Origin of the sequence: Actinomycetospora sp. (assembly GCF_036497585.1) — a bacterium.
Classification (GTDB): Bacteria; Actinomycetota; Actinomycetes; order Mycobacteriales; family Pseudonocardiaceae; genus Actinomycetospora.
Genome location: NZ_DASXJD010000145.1, coordinates 1 through 18,302, shown reverse-complemented (window position 1 = coordinate 18,302; position 18,302 = coordinate 1). Strand labels below are relative to the sequence as shown.

At 74.2% G+C, this 18,302-nt stretch carries 19 protein-coding genes; 15 read left to right on the top strand and 4 right to left on the bottom strand.

Features of this window, described 5'->3' with window-relative positions:
* From VGH76_RS14325 to VGH76_RS14300, 6 genes are all read left to right on the top strand, one after another.
* A partial coding sequence (locus tag VGH76_RS14325) for an HNH endonuclease signature motif containing protein (RefSeq protein WP_331557354.1) occupies positions 1-427 on the top strand: 427 nt, incomplete at its 5' end.
* A 205-nt stretch (positions 428-632) separates the two neighbouring features.
* Positions 633-1,049 (top strand): hypothetical protein, encoded by a 417-nt coding sequence (locus tag VGH76_RS14320; RefSeq protein WP_331557353.1) that lies wholly within the window; start codon positions 633-635, stop codon positions 1,047-1,049.
* A gap of 25 nt (positions 1,050-1,074) precedes the next feature.
* Positions 1,075-1,782: a dethiobiotin synthase gene (bioD, locus tag VGH76_RS14315; RefSeq protein WP_331557352.1), complete on the top strand. Its 708-nt coding sequence runs from the start codon at positions 1,075-1,077 to the stop codon at positions 1,780-1,782.
* Between the two features lie 57 nt (positions 1,783-1,839).
* Entirely contained in the window at positions 1,840-2,880 is a 1,041-nt protein-coding gene (gene bioB / locus VGH76_RS14310) for a biotin synthase BioB (RefSeq protein WP_331557351.1), read from the top strand.
* Entirely contained in the window at positions 2,880-3,071 is a 192-nt protein-coding gene (locus tag VGH76_RS14305; protein WP_331557350.1) for a hypothetical protein, read from the top strand. Before bioB ends, VGH76_RS14305 begins: the two co-directional genes overlap by 1 nt.
* Positions 3,068-3,685 carry a DUF2567 domain-containing protein gene (locus VGH76_RS14300; RefSeq protein ID WP_331557349.1) on the top strand — a complete coding sequence of 206 codons (618 nt, stop codon included), beginning with the start codon at positions 3,068-3,070 and terminating at the stop codon, positions 3,683-3,685. The genes VGH76_RS14305 and VGH76_RS14300 overlap by 4 nt, the downstream gene beginning before the upstream one ends.
* Here the strand turns inward: VGH76_RS14300 and VGH76_RS14295 are convergent.
* The gene (locus tag VGH76_RS14295; protein ID WP_414637727.1) at positions 3,682-4,446 is read right to left on the bottom strand and encodes an LON peptidase substrate-binding domain-containing protein; all 765 of its coding nucleotides are present in this window, start codon (positions 4,444-4,446) and stop codon (positions 3,682-3,684) included. The genes VGH76_RS14300 and VGH76_RS14295 overlap by 4 nt on opposite strands.
* A 42-nt stretch (positions 4,447-4,488) precedes the next feature.
* On the bottom strand, positions 4,489-5,184 hold the full coding sequence (locus tag VGH76_RS14290) for an NUDIX hydrolase (RefSeq protein ID WP_331557347.1): 696 nt from the start codon (positions 5,182-5,184) through the stop codon (positions 4,489-4,491).
* A 223-nt stretch (positions 5,185-5,407) separates the two neighbouring features.
* Here VGH76_RS14290 and nadA point away from each other — a divergent pair, with 223 nt between their 5' ends.
* From nadA to VGH76_RS14260, 6 genes are all read left to right on the top strand, one after another.
* Positions 5,408-6,454 (top strand): quinolinate synthase NadA, encoded by a 1,047-nt coding sequence (gene nadA, locus VGH76_RS14285; protein ID WP_331557346.1) that lies wholly within the window; start codon positions 5,408-5,410, stop codon positions 6,452-6,454.
* Positions 6,451-8,049, top strand: coding sequence for an L-aspartate oxidase (gene nadB / locus VGH76_RS14280; RefSeq protein WP_331557345.1), 1,599 nt, complete (start codon positions 6,451-6,453; stop codon positions 8,047-8,049). Before nadA ends, nadB begins: the two co-directional genes overlap by 4 nt.
* Positions 8,046-8,927: a carboxylating nicotinate-nucleotide diphosphorylase gene (nadC, locus tag VGH76_RS14275; RefSeq protein WP_331557344.1), complete on the top strand. Its 882-nt coding sequence runs from the start codon at positions 8,046-8,048 to the stop codon at positions 8,925-8,927. The genes nadB and nadC overlap by 4 nt, the downstream gene beginning before the upstream one ends.
* A complete protein-coding gene (locus VGH76_RS14270) occupies positions 8,924-10,048 on the top strand; it encodes an FAD-dependent oxidoreductase (protein ID WP_331557343.1) in 1,125 nt (374 codons plus the stop codon). The genes nadC and VGH76_RS14270 overlap by 4 nt, the downstream gene beginning before the upstream one ends.
* Before the next feature lie 10 nt (positions 10,049-10,058).
* Positions 10,059-10,973 (top strand): GH12 family glycosyl hydrolase domain-containing protein, encoded by a 915-nt coding sequence (locus VGH76_RS14265; RefSeq protein WP_331557342.1) that lies wholly within the window; start codon positions 10,059-10,061, stop codon positions 10,971-10,973.
* Between the two features lie 146 nt (positions 10,974-11,119).
* On the top strand, positions 11,120-12,058 hold the full coding sequence (locus tag VGH76_RS14260) for a GH12 family glycosyl hydrolase domain-containing protein (RefSeq protein WP_331557341.1): 939 nt from the start codon (positions 11,120-11,122) through the stop codon (positions 12,056-12,058).
* A 17-nt stretch (positions 12,059-12,075) separates the two neighbouring features.
* On the opposite strand, the gene VGH76_RS14255 is transcribed toward VGH76_RS14260, so the two are convergent.
* On the bottom strand, positions 12,076-12,474 hold the full coding sequence (locus VGH76_RS14255; RefSeq protein ID WP_331557340.1) for an RNA-binding S4 domain-containing protein: 399 nt from the start codon (positions 12,472-12,474) through the stop codon (positions 12,076-12,078).
* Between the two features lie 150 nt (positions 12,475-12,624).
* Here VGH76_RS14255 and VGH76_RS14250 point away from each other — a divergent pair, with 150 nt between their 5' ends.
* On the top strand, positions 12,625-13,962 hold the full coding sequence (locus tag VGH76_RS14250) for a sensor domain-containing phosphodiesterase (RefSeq protein WP_331557339.1): 1,338 nt from the start codon (positions 12,625-12,627) through the stop codon (positions 13,960-13,962).
* A gap of 117 nt (positions 13,963-14,079) precedes the next feature.
* The gene (locus tag VGH76_RS14245; RefSeq protein ID WP_331557338.1) at positions 14,080-15,321 is read left to right on the top strand and encodes an EAL domain-containing protein; all 1,242 of its coding nucleotides are present in this window, start codon (positions 14,080-14,082) and stop codon (positions 15,319-15,321) included.
* A 4-nt stretch (positions 15,322-15,325) separates the two neighbouring features.
* Here VGH76_RS14245 and VGH76_RS14240 read toward each other — a convergent pair whose 3' ends face one another.
* The gene (locus VGH76_RS14240; protein WP_414637726.1) at positions 15,326-15,601 is read right to left on the bottom strand and encodes a hypothetical protein; all 276 of its coding nucleotides are present in this window, start codon (positions 15,599-15,601) and stop codon (positions 15,326-15,328) included.
* A 913-nt stretch (positions 15,602-16,514) separates the two neighbouring features.
* Here VGH76_RS14240 and VGH76_RS14235 point away from each other — a divergent pair.
* Positions 16,515-17,624, top strand: coding sequence for an LLM class flavin-dependent oxidoreductase (locus VGH76_RS14235; RefSeq protein ID WP_331557337.1), 1,110 nt, complete (start codon positions 16,515-16,517; stop codon positions 17,622-17,624).
* Positions 17,625-18,302: the final 678 nt, after the last annotated feature.

Below are 18,302 nucleotides of genomic sequence, written 5' to 3'. Positions count from 1 at the left end.
CGCGCTGGGCTGCACCCGCCCCGCCGAGGCCTGCGACCTCGACCACACCCGCGACTGGGCCCTCGGCGGCCCCACCCAGGCCGACGACCTCGCAGCGATCTGCCGCCACGACCACCGCGCCAAACACCGCGGCGGCTGGCGCTACACCCAACCCGCCCCCGGCCGGTTCGTGATCACCGACCCCACCGGCACCGTCCACCACACCGAAAGCCGCGTCACACACCCCCGCCCAGTACCAATGACTCCCGGCTACGCCATCACCCCCGACCCCGCCCCACTGACCATCCGCGAGGACTGGGCCCCCCGACGCACCCGCGACGGCCGCATCACCACCAAAACCCGCGACACCATCGCCCGCCTCACCCGACACACCCGCCAACACCACCACCAACCACCCAACCGCTACGACCACGACCCCGACTTCTGACGCTCTGATCGTCGCCGTCGAGGGCCCGAGCGCGGCCGGGAAGACGACCTGGTGCTCCCGCCAGGGCCGGCCCGTCGTCCCGGAGTACGTACCGACCGGGGGCGAGCCCAACGATTCTGACGAGGACCGGCGCGCCGCCTACTGGACTGTCGTCGACGTCGGGCGATGGCAGGAGGCGGTCGAACTCGAGCGCCGGAACTCGGTCGTGCTCTGCGACAGCGACCCGCTGAAGCTGCACTACTCCTGGTGCCTCGCCCGCGTCGGAGCGGCGTCACCGGACCGGTTCGAGCAGCAGCTCGAGCGGGCGAGAGCTGCGTTCGAGGGCGAGCGCCTCGGGCTGGCCGACCTGGTGCTGGTCTCCATCCCACCCCCGACGTCCTCGCCGAGCGCCGAGCCGGGGACACCACCCGACGCCGCCGCTCTTTCGCGCTCCACGCGACGCTCGCCGAGCCGCTGCGGGAGTGGTACCGCGCCGTCGACGAGGTCGAGCCGGGACGCGTCACGTGGTCCTTCCCGGCCGACGTCGCGGCGGCACGGCCGGCCCGACGGCGACACCGCTGCGCTCCCGACGGTCCTCGACGACGTCGTCGCCCGCCTTCCGGGGCGGCCCCACACCCGGTGATCGCCGCCACCTAGGCTCGTCGACCGTGCGGACGATGATCGTCACGGGCACCGGCACCGGGGTGGGGAAGACCGTGGTGACGGCGGCCGTGGCCGCCCTGGCCGCGGCGGGGGAGCGCGTCGTCGTGCTCAAGCCGGCACAGACCGGGATCGAGCCCGGCGCCCCCGGCGACCTCGCCGACGTCACCCGGCTGACCGGCGCGCGCATTGCCACCCGCGAGCTCGCCCGCTATCCCGAGCCGCTCGCCCCGGCCACCGCGGCACGGCGCAGCGGGCTCCCGCCGCTGCGGGTCGCCGACGTCGCGGCCGCCGTCGCCGACATCGAGGGCAGCGGCACCGACCTGCTCCTCGTCGAGGGCGCCGGCGGCATGCTCGTCCGGCTCAACGACGACGGCGAGACCCTGGCCGACGTCGCCGCCGCCCTGGACGCCCCCGCCCCCGTCCTCGTCGTCGCCAGCGCCGGACTCGGCGTCCTCAACACCGCGGCCCTCACCGCCGAGGCACTCGCCCGGCGCAGCCTGACCCACCTCGGCACCGTCATCGGCGCCTACCCCGAGCAGCCCGACCTGGCCGAGCGCACCAACCTCGCCGACCTCCCGACCGTCACCGGGGCACCCCTGCTCGGCGTCCTGCCGGCGGGGCTCGGGAGCGCCGACCCCGAGCGCTTCCTCACGACGGCCCGGTGTGGCCTGCATCCCGTCCTGGGCGGCCAGTGGGTCCCGCCCCTCCCGTGACCGGGAACCGTGGGGCAGACTCGCGCGCGATCAGTCCCCGACGTTGAGGAGCGACGCGTGACGGCGAGCACCGGCACCGCCAGGCAGACCGGCCAGGGCACCGACGGGGACATCCTCGCCGTCGCCCGCGAGCAGGTCCTGGAGCGCGGCGAGGGGCTGACCGAGGCGCAGGTGCTCGAGGTGCTGCGGCTGCCGGGCGAGCGGCTGACCGAGGCGCTGGCGCTGGCGCACGAGGTGCGGATGCGCTGGTGCGGGCCCGACGTCGAGGTCGAGGGCATCGTCAGCCTCAAGACCGGCGGCTGCCCCGAGGACTGCCACTTCTGCAGCCAGTCGGGCCTGTTCGACTCCCCGGTCCGCGCGGCATGGCTCGACAAGGACCGCCTCGTCGAGGCCGCCAAGCAGACCGCGAAGACCGGCGCGACCGAGTTCTGCATCGTCGCCGCCGTCCGCGGACCCGACGAGCGCCTCATGGAGCAGGTGCGCGCCGGGGTCGCCGCGATCCGCGCCGAGGTCGACATCAACGTCGCCTGCTCGCTGGGGATGCTCACCCAGGACCAGGTCGACCAGCTCGCCGCGATGGGCGTGCACCGCTACAACCACAACCTCGAGACCGCGCGCAGCCACTTCCCCGAGGTCGTCACCACCCACAGCTGGGAGGAGCGCTGGGAGACGCTGCAGATGGTGCGGGCCGCGGGCATGGAGGTGTGCTGCGGCGGCATCGTCGGGATGGGGGAGACGCTCGAGCAGCGTGCCGAGTTCGCGGTGCAGCTCGCCGAGCTGGAGCCCGACGAGGTCCCGATGAACTTCCTCATCCCGAACCCCGGCACCCCGTTCGCGCACCTCGACGTCCCGCAGGGCCCGGACGCGCTCATGACGATCGCCGCGTTCCGCCTCGCGATGCCGAAGTCGGTCCTGCGCTTCGCCGGCGGCCGGGAGCTGACCCTCGGGGACCTGGGGGCGGAGCAGGGCATGCTCGGCGGGGTCAACGCGATCATCGTCGGCAACTACCTCACCAATCTCGGACGTCCGGCCGAGCAGGATCTCGAGATGCTCGACTCGCTGAAGATGCCGATCAAGGCCCTGAACGACACGCTCTGATGTTCTGCTCCTTCTGTGGCGGCGAGGCAGCGTCCGGGGACCACGACCGCTGCCGCGCCCGGCTCTCGCTGATCGACCCGCCGCGGTACTGCCCCGAGTGCGCCCGGCGGATGGTCGTGCAGGTCGACCCCATGGGCTGGACCGCGCGCTGCAGCCGCCACGGCGAGACCACCAGCGCGAGCCAGCGATGACCGTGGGCGCAGAACAGTTCCCCGCCGACGAGTTCGTCCCCGAGGCCCCCCACGGGCTCCTCACCCGCGGCGAGCTCCTCGGCGACGTGCGCCCGGTGCTGCGGATCGCGCTCGTGGTCCTCGTCGGCGGCGTCCTGCTCGGGCTGCTGTGGGCGCTCGTCGCCCCGGGGGAGGCGACGGCGTCGGGCGCGAGCGCGCCGCTGGCGGCCGAGTCCGACCACGTCTTCGACGCGACCGCGGTGTTCTTCCTGCTCGTGACCGCCTACGGCGTCGTCGTCGCGTCACTCGCCTGGCGGGCGACGGCGCGCCGGGGGCCGGTGATGCTCATGGGGATCGCGGTCGCGACGACGGCGGCGGGCTGGGTGGCCGCCCGGGTCGGGACGTGGCTGGCCGGCCCGCTCACCGACCGCAGCCCGGTCGGGGTCCTGCTCGACCGCTCCGAGGCCAGCTCGAGCGGCACCCCGGGCCCGCCGATCCCGGCCACGCTCACGACGCTGCCCGCCGAGATCGGATCCTCCTGGACGGTGGTGGGTGCCGGCCTCGGGGCGGTGCTGACCTACCTGCTGTGCGCGATCGCGCTGGGCTCCGACGACCTCGGGCGGCCCAGCCCCTAGTTGTCGCTCGAGGGCACCGCGAACTTCGCCGTCGGGGCCCACACGGCGTGCAGGCGGCCGAGGAGCTCGGCCTCCCGCGCCATCGCGTGCGAGACCAGCTCCAGCCGCTTGCGCGGGCAGGTCTGCTCGAGGATCTCCTGCCGGTCGCCCAGGGGCAGCAGACAGTCGGCCGCGAGCACGTGGGCCAGGATCGAGGCCTCGACCGGCCCGTGCTCCCCGCCGGCCGGCGGCGCCTCCTCCTCGGGCTCCTCCGCCGCGGTGACCTCCACCTCGGCCTCGGTCACGCCGCTCTCCTCGGCGTCCGCGTGCCGGCGGTAGGTCCGGGCGGTCGTGCAGTACCGGCGGTGGGCGGCGCGGGCGGCCCGCTCGAGGGGTTCGAGGGTCGCTGGGTCGTCGTCCTCGTCGTCGGGGAGCCACTCGACGTTGGCGACGAGGTAGGGGGCCGTGGAGTCGTCGACGTCGAGCAGCCGGAACCGGCGGTCCCCGGCGGTGAGGACGTCGAAGCGTCCGTCGGGCAGCCGCCGGACCTCGCGCAGCGTCGCGGTGCACCCGACCTCGTGCAGCCCCTCGGGTCCGTCGTCGGGACCCCAGCCCTCGCGCACGGCGACCACCCCGAACTGCTTGCCGGGGACGGCACCGGTGACCAGGTCGATGGTCAGCTGCCGGTAGCGGGGCTCGAAGATGTGGAGTGGGAGCGGTGCCCCGGGCATCAGCACCGTGCCCAGCGGGAAGAGGGGCAGCGTCTCGACCACGATGACCACGCTACGGTCCACGGCCCTCGATCGCCGGATGAACGGGAACGCTCAGACCGCTCCGGCCCTCGACGGCGGGCGCAGCGCCGCGAACGGGTCGGTCACGCGCAGGGCGTGCTCGGAGAAGCGGAAGAGCGCCGCCGGCCGTCCGCCCGCGGGTCCCGGCGCAGCCGTGGTGCCGGTGGGGACGAGGACCCCGCGGCGGGTGAGCACGCGCTGGAGGTTGGTCGCCGAGACGTGGTGGCCCAGGGCCGCGGCGTAGAGGCGGCGTAGCTCGGAGATCGAGAAGACGTCGGGGGCGAGCGCGAACCCGATGTTGGTGTAGGAGAGCTTCGCGCGCAGCCGCTCGAGCCCGACACGGGTGATCTCCCCGTGGTCGAACGCGATCGGCGGCAGGGCGTCGACCGGGTGCCAGGCGGTGTCGTCGGGGATCGCCGGGTCCGCGTCGGAGGGGACGAGCCCGAGGAAGGCGGTCGCCACCCGTCGCGGTGCGGGCCCGCGGTGCGGGTCGGAGAACACCGACAGCTGTTCGACGTGCGCGACCTCGGCGAGGTCGACCTTCTCGGCGAGGTGGCGGCGCACCGACGCCTCGACGTCCTCGCCCGCCCCGAGCCGACCACCCGGGAGGGCCCACCGGCCGGAGTCCGGTTCCCGGGCCCGCCGCCAGAGCAGGACCGAGGGGACGGGCCCGGTGATGCGCAGGACGACGGCCAGCACGTCGTGCGCGATCAGGCCCTCGGCCTCCACCTCCCACCTCCCACGGCGGCCACGGTAGCGCTGCGTGCCCACCCGGTGGTCGGTGCGCGGCCGCGCGTGTCCTCGGTCATACCTACCGAGCAGGAGGGTGGCACCGCTCGTGGTCGGCGCGTACTGTCGCGCACGTTTTCGATCAGAAGGCGAAAACCTCGCACCGACCGGCACCGGACCCGCGTTCACACGACGAGCGCCGCGTCCCCGGGGAGGACACCGCATGACCGTCACCGTGGACGAGCAAGCGCACCGGCCACCGACCGACCTCGTCGAACCGCGGTCGCTGGGCGACGCCCCGGACGAGGTCGTCGAGCAGTGGGCGGCCGAGGTCCGCCGGCTCGCACGGGAGCGCGACGCCGTGGTGCTCGCGCACAACTACCAGCGCCCCGAGATCCAGGACGTCGCCGACCACACCGGGGACTCGCTCGCCCTCAGCAGGATCGCCGCCGCCAGCGACGCGAGCACGATCGTCTTCTGCGGCGTCCACTTCATGGCCGAGACCGCGAAGATCCTCGCGCCGGACAAGACGGTGCTCATCCCCGACGCCCGCGCCGGGTGCTCGCTGGCCGACTCCATCACCGCCGACGAGCTGCGGGAGTGGAAGGCCGAGCACCCCGGTGCCGTCGTCGTCAGCTACGTCAACACCACGGCCGCGGTGAAGGCCGAGACCGACGTGTGCTGCACGTCGTCGAACGCCGTCGACGTCGTGGCGAGCATCCCGGCGGACCGCGAGGTGCTCTTCCTGCCCGACCAGTTCCTCGGCGCCCACGTCCGTCGCGAGACCGGGCGGGACAACCTGCACGTGTGGGCCGGGGAGTGCCACGTGCACGCCGGGATCAACGGCGCCGAGCTCACCGCCCGGGCCCAGGCCGACCCCGACGCCGACCTCTTCGTCCACCCCGAGTGCGGCTGCGCGACCAGCGCGCTCTACCTCGCCGGCGAGGGCGCCGTGCCCCGCGAGCAGGTCCACATCCTCTCGACCGGCGGCATGCTCGACGCCGCGAAGAACACCACCAAGCGCAGCGTCCTCGTCGCCACCGAGGTCGGGATGCTCCACCAGCTGCGCCGGGCCAACCCGACGGTGGACTTCCGGCCCGTCAACGAGCGCGCCGCCTGCGGCTACATGAAGACGATCACCCCGGGTGCGCTCACCCGCGCGCTGCGCGAGGGCCGCGACGAGGTGCACGTGGACGCCGCGACGGCGGCCAGGGCCCGCGCCTCGGTGCAGCGGATGATCGAGATCGGGCGGCCCGGGGGCGGAGAGTGAGCGCGGCCTGGGTGGCCGCCGCCGACCTCGTCGTCGTCGGCTCCGGGGTCGCGGGGCTGTCGGCCGCGACGGAGGCGTCGCGGCGGGGGCTGCGGGTCGTCGTCGTCACCAAGGACGCGCCCGACGAGGGCTCGACGCGCTGGGCGCAGGGCGGCATCGCCGTGGTGCTGGGCGACGTCGCGGGCGACAGCGTCGAGGCGCACGTCGCCGACACGCTCGCCGCGGGCGGCGGGCTCGTCAACGAGCCCGCCACCCGCGAGATCCTGGGCGGCGGTCCCGACGCGGTGGCCGCCCTGCGGTCACGGGGGGCGGTGTTCGACGCCGCCGGAGCCCGCCTCGCCCGCACCCGCGAGGGCGGGCACGGCACCACCCGGGTCATCCACGCCGGCGGCGACGCGACCGGCGCCGAGGTCGAGCGCGCCCTGCTCGCGGCCCTGCCCGGCGAGGTGACGGTGCTCGCGGGGCACACCGCGGTCGCCGTGCGTCGCCAGTACGGCCCGACGGCGGGTCCCGTCACCGGCCTCGACGTGGTGGACGACGCCGGCGGACGGGGCGTCGTCGCCGCGCCCGCCGTCGTGCTCGCCACCGGCGGGGTCGGCGGGCTCTACGAGACGACGACCAACCCGGCGGTCGCCACCGCCGACGGCTGGGCGCTCGCGCTGCGGGCCGGCGCGTCGCTCGCCGACGTCGAGTTCGTTCAGTTCCACCCGACGGCGCTGCGCGTCCCCGGGCTGCTCGGCCGGGCCCCGTTGGTCACCGAGGCGCTGCGCGGGGAGGGCGCGCGCCTCGTCGACGTCGCGGGCCGTCCGGTGATGGACGGTGTCGACCCACGCGGCGACCTCGCGCCCCGCGACGTCGTCGCCGGCGCGATCACGACGGTCCTCGCCTCGACCGGCGCCGACCACGTGCTGCTCGACGCCACCGAGGTGCCGGATGTCCGTCGCCGCTTCCCGACGGTGACCGCGTCCTGTGACGCGCTCGGGGTCGACCCCGCCCGCGACCCCATCCCCGTCCGCCCGGCCGCGCACTACGCGTGCGGCGGCGTGGTCACCGACGCCCGCGGGCGCACCGGGCTCCCGGGGCTCTGGGCGGCGGGTGAGGTGGCGCGCACCGGGCTGCACGGCGCCAACCGGCTCGCGTCGAACAGCCTGCTCGAGGGCCTCGTCGTGGGACGCCGGGCCGGGACCGACGTGGCCGCCGCGCTCAGCGGGCCGCGCCCGGTCGTCCGTCCCGATGCCCCCACACGCCTCGTCGCCGGCGCCGCCGACCGCGCGGTGCTGCAGGCCGCGATGAGCCGCGGCGCCGCGATCGGTCGTGACGCGGCCGGGCTCGCGGCGGTCTCCGATTCGCTGGAGTCGGTGACCGTCGAGCAGGCGCTGACCGGCCGGGCCGCGGTGGAGGACGCCGCGCTCACCCTCGCAGCCGGCGCGCTGCTGGCCGCGGCCGGGTCGCGCACCGAGTCGCGCGGCTGCCACGTCCGCCGCGACCACCCCCGCCGCGACGATCGCTGGCAGGGCACGTCGGCGGCCGTCGCGCTCGTCGACGGCCGGCTGTCGCTGACGACGCTGGACCAGGTGCTGGGAGGTGCCGCATGACCAGCACGAACACCGTTGCGCTGCCGGTGGGGCTGGACACCGCGGAGATCGACGCGGTCGTCGCGCGGGCCCTCGACGAGGACCTCCGCGACGGCCCCGACCGCACGACGGCGGCCTGCGTCCCGCCCGGGTCGGTGACGGTGGGGGAGTTCCGGACGCGGCCGGCCGGCACCCTCGCCGGGGTCGGGGTGGCGGTGCGGGTGCTCGAGCGGGTCTGCGGCGACGCGCTGGAGGTCCTCGACGCCCGCGCCGACGGCGACCGGCTCGCCCCCGGCGACACGGCGCTCGCCGTCCGGGCGCCGCTCGCCACCCTGCTCACCGCCGAGCGCACGGCGCTCAACCTGCTCTGCCAGCTCTCCGGGGTGGCGACCGCGACGAGCGCCTGGGTCGACGCCGTCGCCGGCACCCGGACCCGCATCCGGGACACCCGCAAGACCGTCCCCGGGCTGCGGGCGCTGCAGAAGTACGCGGTGCGCTGCGGCGGCGGGGTGAACCACCGGATGTCGCTGGGGGACGCGCTGCTGATCAAGGACAACCACGTCCTCGCGGCCGGGTCGGTCACGGCGGCCGTGCGGGCGGCCCGTAAGGCGGCACCGGAGCTGCCGTGCGAGCTCGAGGTGGACTCGCTGACCCAGCTCGACGAGGCGCTGACCCTCGGTCTCGAGCTGGTGCTGCTGGACAACTTCCCGCCCGACGAGTGCGCCGAGGCGGTCCGGCGGCGGGACGCCGTCGCGCTGTCGACGGGCCTCGAGGCCTCCGGCGGGCTCACGCTCGACACCGCCGCCGCCTACGGCGCCGCCGGGGTGGACTTCGTCGCCGTCGGGGGGCTCACCCACTCGTCCCCGGCCCTGGACCTGGGCCTGGACCTGCGCACGTGACGGGTCACGGCGCCGTCGTCGTCGGCGGCGGCATCGCGGGGACGTCGGTCGCGGCCGAGCTGGCCGCGGCCGGCGTCGGACGCCCGGTGCTGCTCGAGGCCGAGGCGGAGCTCGCCCGGCACACCACCGGGCGCTCGGCCGCGAGCTACATCCCCGGCCATGGCCCGGCGCCCACGCGGGCGCTCACCGCGGCGTCGCGGGAGCGGTTCGACGCGCTGGCCGCCGAGGCCGGCCACGGGTTCCTGCACCCGCGGCCGGTCCTGCATGTCGCGAGCACGGCCGACGAGGAGCGCGTGCTGCGCGAGGAGATCCTTCCGCTGGCACCGGTCACCGAGGTGACCCCGGACGAGGCCGTCCGGCGCTGGCCCGCGCTGCGGCCCGAGGCGGTGCGGGCCGCGGCGATGGTCGAGGACGCCTGCGACGCCGACCCGGTGGGGCTGCACCAGCACTACCGGCAGCGCTTCCGGGCGCTCGACGGCGAGATCCGGACGGCGGCCCCCGTCGTCGGGATCGAGCGTCTCGACCGCGGCTGGCGGGTGACCATCGGGGACGGCGGCACGGTCGACACCGACCTCGTCGTGCTCGCCGCCGGCGCCTGGACCGACCGGCTCCTCGCGCTCGCGGGCGCGCCGCCGCTCGGGCTGACCGCCTACCGTCGCACCATCGCGATCGCGCGCGTCCCGTCCGGCGCGCCGGTCCGTCCCGACGACCCGTTCGCCGTCTCGGCCACGGACTCCTGGTACGCCAAGCCGGAGGGGCAGTACCTGCTCGTCTCGCCGTCCGAGGAGACGCCGCAGGAGCCCGGCGACGCCCGCCCCGACGAGCTCGACGTCGCCCTCGCGCTCGAACGGGTCAACGAGGTGACCACGCTCGGGCTCCGCTCGGTGGTCACCTCCTGGGCGGGCCAGCGCACCTTCGCCCCCGACCGGGCCCTCGTCGTCGGCGACCGGCCGGAGCAGCCCGGGCTGCACGTGTTCGCGGGCCAGGGCGGATCCGGGATCGAGACCGCGCCGTCCGCGGCCGCCCTCGCCCGCGCGGTGGCCCTCGGCGAGGACGTACCCGTTGACCTGCGGCGACACGGCGTCGAGGCCGCCCACTACAGCGTTCGGCGCATCCTCTAGCCTCACCCGCGTGGGCGAACCCACGCGTGCCACACGCGCCCTCCTCACCGCCGTCGTCGCCGTGCTCGCGCTGCTGGGGGCCTGCGGGGCCCAGGAGCCGACCGTCCCCCCGATCCAGGTGGACCACCCGGCCACCGAGCAGAACGCCGCCGGGTCGGCGCCCCTGCCGCAGGGCGCGCCGCCGCCGGCACCCGCCGTCCTGCCCGTCGTCCCGAAGCTGCTCGCGCCGCTCTCGGCGATCGGCAGCCGGGTCGGGCCGCAGGTGTGCGCCAAGTTCGGGTCGGTGCCCGTCGACGGCGGCCGGTTCGAGGTGCAGAACGACGCCTGGGGGGCCACGACGCCGCAGTGCACGACGGCGTTCAACACCGGCTTCAGCGTGCAGGCCAACCACGACAAGGACGACGGACCGGCGGCGTACCCGTCGATCGTCTGGGGCTGCAACCACGGCAACTGCACCCGGGGCACGCCGTTCCCGCGGCCGCTCTCCGACCTCGGCGACGTCCGCTCCAGCTGGTCGGTCTCCGTGCCCGACAGCGGCCGGTACAACGCCTCCTACGACATCTGGCTCGACCCGACCCCGCGCCGCGACGGCGCCAACACGGGAGCGGAGCTGATGATCTGGATGGTCCGGGCCGGCGGGATCGACCCGATCGGGCAGAAGGCCGGGACGGCGGACCTCGCCGGCGCCGCGTGGGACGTCTACGAGGGCCAGAACAACGGCGTCCCGGTGATCTCCTACGTGCGCCAGCAGTCCGTGCGCCAGGTCATCGACCTGCCGATCAGCGACTTCGTGCGCGACGCGACCCGGCAGGGCGTCGTCTCGCCCCAGTGGTTCCTCACCAACCTCCAGGCCGGCTTCGAGCCCTGGGTGGGCGGCAGCGGGCTGTCGACCGACGCCTTCAACGCGACGCGCAACGGCGTCTGACCCGACCGGTCGCTCTCCGACGCGCCACCCGTGTGGGTGGCATCCGTCCCTCCGTGTGCTCGAACGGCTGACTTCGCCTAGCGAGCCGCACTGCGCCGAACGTACGTTTCGGCGCGCTGAACGGTCCAACGGGGAGGACGGGCGGGATGAACGGTCGGTGGTCGACGACGAACGACAACGTGGGTCGGTGTGCCCGACGACGGCGCGGTGGGCGCCACCGGCGCTGCGACACCGTCGCCCGACGCGGCCCGGAGGTGCTGCGGGCCCTCGTCGGCGGGCTCGGTCTCGTCGCGCTCGTCGCGCTCACCACCGTCGTCCCGCAGGGGACGACGCCGCGGGCGCTCGTCCCGGCCGCGGTGTCCACGGCGTCCACGCCCACCCCTACGACCAAGCCGACCACCCCTCGGGCGCCGAACGAGAAGAAGGTGTGCGACAAGTTCGGCTCGACCCCCGTGGCGGGCGGGCGCTACGAGGTGCAGAACGACCTCTGGGGGGCGGGCACCTCGCAGTGCGTCATCGCGTTCGACACCGGCTTCCGGGTGGAGGCGAACCACAACAAGTCCAGCGGCCCGGCGTCCTACCCCTCGATCGTCTTCGGCTGCAACTACGGCAACTGCACCAAGGGCACCCCGTTCCCGCGGCCGATCTCCGACCTCGGCGACCTGCGCACCACGTGGGCGACGACCACCCCGGACAAGGGGGACTACAACGTCTCCTACGACATCTGGCTCGACCCGACCGCCCGCAAGACCGGCCGCCCCACCGGGCTCGAGCTGATGATCTGGCTCAAGCACACCGACCGCGTGAACCCGATCGGCAAGAAGGTCGGCGAGACCACTCTCGACGGCGTGCCGTACGAGGTCTGGCGGGGCAAGGCCGACGTCACGACGATCTCCTATGTCCGCACGCAGGCCACGAACAGCGTCACCAACCTGTCGATCCCCACCTTCGTCACCGACGCGACGAAGCGGGGGGTCGCGAAGCCGGGCTGGTACATGACGAGCGTGCAGGCCGGGTTCGAGCCCTGGATCGGCGGCACCGGGCTGGCCACGACGAACTTCTCGGTGACGCGCAACGGGCAGTAGGTCCCGGTCGTCAGGGCTCAGTCCTCGACGTCGTGCTCCACCGCGTGCACCAGGGACGCCTGCTCGAAGGCCTCCATCCGGCGCCGGTCGCGCTTGGTCGGGCGGCCGGCGCCCCGCTCGCGCTGCGCCACCGGGACCACGGCCTCCTTCGGGGGCGGGGGAGGGGTGTGGTCGACGTAGCAGGTCACGGCCTCGGGGGCACCGACGCGCTTCTCGATGACGCGGCCGACCTCGACCACCCGCGGGATGTCGTAGAGACGGGTGCGGACGGTGTCGCCGGGCCGCACCCCGGTCGACGGCTTCGCCGGCTTGTCGTTGACCCGCACGTGCCCGCCCCGGCACGCGGTCGCCGCGTCCGCCCGGGTCTTGGAGAGACGCACCGCCCAGAGCCAGCGGTCGACGCGGGTGGAGTCCATCGCCGCCAGTCTGCCGCGCGACCGCGGCGGCGGCACCCTCGTTGTCGGTGACACCAGGTCACCAGAGGGGGCCGGTCCGGTTTCCGATGGCCTCCCTGATGGGGGAGCCGGGGTACGCTCTGTCGCGACGCGCCGGCGGAAGGAGCGTCCGTGGCTGACGGGTCCGAGCGCGCAGCCCTCGACGCGCTGCTGCGCGAGCGCGCCGTCGAGCCGATCTACCAACCGATCGTCGACCTCGACTCGGGCGACGTGATCGGTTTGGAGGCCCTGGCCCGCGGACCGGCCGGCAGTCCCCTCGAACGGCCCGACGCCCTCTTCGCGGCCGCCCGCCGGGAGGGGCGCCTCGCCGAGGTCGACTCGCTCTGCCGCGGGCGTGCCGTGCAGGACGCCTTCGCCGCAGGCCTGGCCGGTCCACTCGCCCTGTTCGTCAACGTCGAGCCGCTCACGGTCGCCACGCGGCTCACCCCGATGGCGGCGTCCTCGGATCTCGCGAGGCGCGGCGTGCACGTCGTCGCGGAGTTCACCGAGCGGGACCTCACCGCCGACCCGGCCCGCCTGTTCGCGTTCGCCGACCAGGTGCGGGCCCACGGCTTCCACATCGCCCTCGACGACGTCGGGGCCCACCCGGCCTCGCTCGCGCTCATGCCGTTCCTGCGCCCGGAGGTCGTGAAGCTCGACCTGCGCCTCGTCCAGGCCCGGCCCGGACCGGAGGTCGCGGAGATCATGTCGGCGATCGCGGCCTACGCCGAGCACAGTGGGGCGCTCGTGCTGGCGGAGGGCGTGGAGAACGCCGACCACCTCGCCACCGCCCGCAGCCTCGGCGCCACCCTCGGCCAGGGCTGGCTGTTCGGCACCGGCGCGCGCGCCGAGGAGATCCTCCCCCGCCTCCGGGCGCCGCGCCGGGTGCCGTCGTGGCAGAGTCCGGCGCCGCCGGTCCCGCGCTCGAGCCCCTTCGCCGCCGTCGCCCGGGCGCGGACGTCGCGCCGGGCCACCGCACCGCTGCTCCTCTCGGTCAGCCACTTCCTCGAGCGTCAGGCCGAGGACATGGGGGAGCTCGCCGTCGTGGTCGCGGCCTTCGAGCGTGCCCCCCACGTCACCCTCGCCACGCGGCAGCGCTACCGGGAGCTCGCCGGGAAGGCGGCGTTCGTGGGCGTGCTCGGCAGCGGGATGGCCGCCGCGCCCGAGCCGGGGGTGCGCGGTGCCGAGCTCGCCCGCGACGATCCGGTGCGTCGGGAGTGGATCGTCTCGGTGGTGGGCCCGCACTTCGCGGCCGCCCTCGTCGCCCGTGACCTCGATCCCACCACGCCGAGCGCCTCCGCCGGCGGCGACCGCAGCTTCGACTACGTCCTCACCCACCACCGGCCGCTGGTGCTCGACGTGGCGCGCTCCCTGCTCGCCCGCATGCTGTCGGACACCACCCGCGACGCTGAGGACGTGACCGGCGCCCTCATGTCGTCCGTGGGGGTGGCTTCGGTCCCCGACGGCTAGCTCGTTCGGTCGAGGTAGGTACGCTCCGTGTACTGATGCTGTCGGGTCGTCGTCAGCGGCGACGGCGTGCGGAGGCGGGGCGCCACGGGAGCGCGCCGGAGCGGAGCGAGGTGGTACGTGACCGACGCGCTGCGCGTGGTCGACACCGAGCCGGAACTCGCCGGGCTCAGCACGGTCTTCCAGCCCATCGTCGACCTCACGACCGGGGCCGTGGTCGCCCACGAGGGCCTCACCCGGGGCCCGACCGGGGCGTGGCACTGCCCGGAGCGGCTCTTCGAGCGCGCCCGCAGCCGGGGACGGCTCGCCGAGCTCGACGAGTACTGCCGCCAGCTCGCGCTCGCGACCGCCCTCGAGGCCGGCGCCGAGGGCCCCTCGGCGCTGTTCCTCAACATCGAGCCCGACGGCATCCCGCTCGGCCCGCCCCCGCCCGCCGCGGTGACGTTCCTCGAGCGCGGCGGGCGGATCGTCCTGGAGTTCACCGAGCGCGCGCTGACCAGCGATCCGGCCCGCCTCCAGTGGTTCGCCACCCGGCTGCGCCACGTCGGGATCGCGGTGGCGCTCGACGACGTCGGCAGCCATCCCGCCTCGCTCGCGCTCATGGGGTTCCTGTGCCCGGAGGTCGTCAAGCTCGACCAGCGCCTGGTGCGGCGGCCGCTCGACGACGACGTCGCCCGGGTCGCGACGGCCGTCGGCGCCTACGCCGAGCGGAACGAGGCGATCGTGCTCGCCGAGGGCATCGAGACCGCGGAGCACGAGCGCACCGCGCGTGCGCTCGGGGCGACGCTGGGCCAGGGCTACCGCTTCGGCCGGCCCGCCACCCTCGGCCCGGCACCGGGGACGCCGCCGCCCGCCGGCCCCGGCGCCCCGCGGTCGCGGACCCCCGAGGGCCCGACCCGGCGCAGCCCGCTCGCCACGGTCGCCCGGACCCGGCCGCTGCGTCGCGGACCGGTCGAGGAGGTGCGCGTCGCGGCGACCCTGCTCGAACAGCGGGCGTGCGGCGCGGAGGGCCCGACAGTGCTGCTGGCCTCCGTGGGGCCGGACGGCCTCCCGCACGGCGAGCGCGCGCGCCGCTTCGCCGCCGTGGCCGAGCACTCCACGCTCGTCACGCTCTTCGGGGTGGGCACCGCCCTGCCGCGCGGGGTCCGCGGCGCGGCCCTCGCCGAGGACGACCCGCTGCGCGGCGAGTGGGACGTCGCCGTCGTCGGGCCGCACGTGGCGACCGCGCTCGTGGCGCGGCCGTGCGGCGACGGGGAGATGGAGTACGCGGTCGTGCACGAGCCCGAGCTGGTCCACGAGGTGGCGCGCTCGCTGATGAGCCGGACCGTGCCGGCGCCCGGCGCGGCGATGCCCGGGTCCTGAGTGCCTACCAGCCGCGCTCGCGCCACTCCGGCAGCGACGGGCGCTCGGCGCCGAGCGTGGTGTCGTCGCCGTGGCCGGGGTAGACCCAGGTGTCGTCGTCGAACCGGCTGAACACCTTGTGCTCGAGGTCGTCCATGAGCGCGTCGTGGTGCTCGCGGGTGGCGGTCTTGCCGTGGCCGCCGGGGAACAGGCTGGCCGACGGCAACGTGTCGGTCGGCTGGCACGGTGTCAGTGTCGCCCGCGCGAGAAGGGCGGAGTCGGCGGGCACCCGGACGGCCATCGGTCTGACCTGACGCGACCCTCCAGCCGGATCGGGGTTTCGACGATGTCCCCGAGGCGGCAAGCCTCGACGTCGGCTCGCTTTCGTTGTAGCACGCTGCGATGACAAGTGAGTAGGTGATGGTCATCGTTGTCGGTGGTCATGCGTTCGATGTCATAAGTACGGTTTGTCCCTGTTACCGTCGGCGCCGAAGAGGCGCCGAGGGAGGGTCGGGTCGGCGCCGCTTGGGCGAGTGCGGACAGGCGCAAACGCGAACGGGCCTCCCCGGGCGCCGCGTTCCGGCTTGCCCTTGGCGTCGGCAATGGACTGGGCCGCGGCTCGCTCGACCCTCTCGCGCACCTCCATCCGTCTGCGGTGAGCTGGGTCGGGAGCGCCCGGTCGCCGTGACGGCGAGGGCGCCCCAGCGCCCCGTCAGGCCGCGCTCGTCGAGCCACACTGCGGCGGCCGCGAGCCCCGACGCTCCGCGTATCCCCAGAGCGCCCTGGACCATCGCGGGGAGGACGCCGATGCGGCAGAACCCGGGAAGAAGGGTCTGACCTCGGGGTCGACGGTGGGGTCGGTCCCCGACCGCACCTGGCCCTACGCGACATCCTTCGAGTCGCTGGTGGCCTGAACTTCCCGCCTTCCCCCATATGGGACGTTCATATTGGTTACGTTCGGGCTCACGACGTAAGCGCGCTGTAGCTATTAGAGGCCTACATCGACCAAGGCGAAAGAATGGAGCCCTCTGTCACCGGTTGGACGTTTGCCACTCACACTCCGCGTGTCACTATCACTCAGACGGGCCGCCGCGAGATCATCAGGGCTTCGTGGTGCGCTGTGAGTTGTCGGATAGTTCTCCGCTCAGAACGTGATCATTCCGGCTTTGCGGCGACCTGGCCATCGAACTCGGCCAAGAACCGGTGATCATGTCATGAAGTTCGGACTCGTATTCCCTCCCTTCTTTCCCACGGCGGGCGCCGAGATGACGATCGACGCAGCACATGCTTTGCATGCCGACTCGTTGTGGTCTTTTGACCACCTCCTCGGTGTGTTCCACCCCGCGCTCTACGGGGAGATGGAGTTTGCACAGTTGGTGCCCGACCCAGACGGGCTGTTCGATCCCTTCTGTCTTTGCGCCTGGGCCGCCCGATCGACAGATCTTCCACTAGGCATCGCAGTCACAGACGGCATCCGACGAGGCGCCGCCGATGTCGCGCGCTCGGCCCTGACCCTGCAACATCTCTGCAAGGGCGGCTTCAACCTGGGCGTGGGGGCCGGCGAGGCGGAGAACCTCGTCCCGTTCGGTTACTCCTTCGAGCGGCCAGTCGCGACCACCGAAGCGTTCCTTGCCGACCTACGGCAGCTCCTCGACCAGGGCACCATGCCTCGCCACGGTGGTCGCTTGGGGTTGCCGCTGCGCTCCGAGGCCGGGCAGCCTCGGGTGTGGATCGCCGCCCACCGACCGCGCATGCTGCGTCTGGTCGGCCGCTACGGCGACGGATGGCTGCCCGTCGACGCACCAACAGCCGACGAGTACGCCCAACTCAAGACTGCGGTCCTGGACCAAGCCAGGCGGGCGGGACGGCCCGACCCGGAAGCCAGCCTGTTCATCTTCCTCGTCCTCGGGGAGAGCCGCGCCCGGCTTCGCGAGATGTTCGACGCCAGTCCCTTGGCGAAACTCTTCGCGCTGTGGATGGCTCCGGCCGCGGCATGGACGAAGTACGGACTGCCCAACCCTGCAGGGGAGAGCGGCCGTGCCTACATCGACATCATCCCTCACCGACTCGACCCGGCCGCGCTGCGCGAATTCGCGCCCCGCATCCCCTTCGAGCTGATCGAGGAATACGTCTTCATGGGTAACGCGGTCGAGGTTGCCGAACGGCTCGGGCGATACGCCAACGCTGGCCTCGAGCACCCGGTCATTCTGAACCTGACCGGCCTGGTCGGCGGTATGGACGAGGCGATGGCAAGAGGGCCCGAGCTGGGGACGCTCCGTGGGCTCCTCGCCGCAGACTCGGATCGGGTCGGCGTGCCCGGCTGATCTCTCGACCTCACCGTGACCGTTTTGCGGACCGCGGGCGATAAGGCAGTGTGACTCATTCCATGCACCCCGGTCACCGTACATTGCCGCCAGCGCCGAGCTGCGAAACGAAGGGCCGGCTTGGGGCCGTTTGGGCGAGTGCGGGGAGGCGCAAACGCGATCAGGCCTCGCCGGGCGCCCCCAGGTCGGCCGGCGTGTCGCGGCGTTAGAGGGCGGGCGAGGGGTGGCAGAGGTCGGGGCTGGGATCAATGTCGGTGACGTGGAGTTGGCGCGGGGCATCTAATGAAGCCGGGCAGTGTGGCGCCCGGAGTACCCGCACCTCGAGATCGTCCAGTGAGCGGGAGAGGGGCAGGACGCAGTCTCCGTCGGTCGCGGGCGGCGAGCCCTCGCCGTACCCCGGTCGTGCTCGGGCTGCCCTCTGGTCAGTACGCCGCCGCAGGGGCGGCCAGCTTCATCCCGGGTGTCCGGGGCTCGCGCACCCGACCGGGGATGTCCACACCATCGCCCGGCCGTCGCGGACTCACGACTGTCCGGGTCGATCACGGGTAGGTGACGACCGGCGCCCAAACGGCTCGGGGCTTACGTGTCGTTGTCGGGGTCGAGGTCGCGCAGGAGCCGGTCGTCGGGGTTGTCGGTCAAGACGGGGGTGTCGTCGTCGACCGTCTCGCTCGGGGTCAG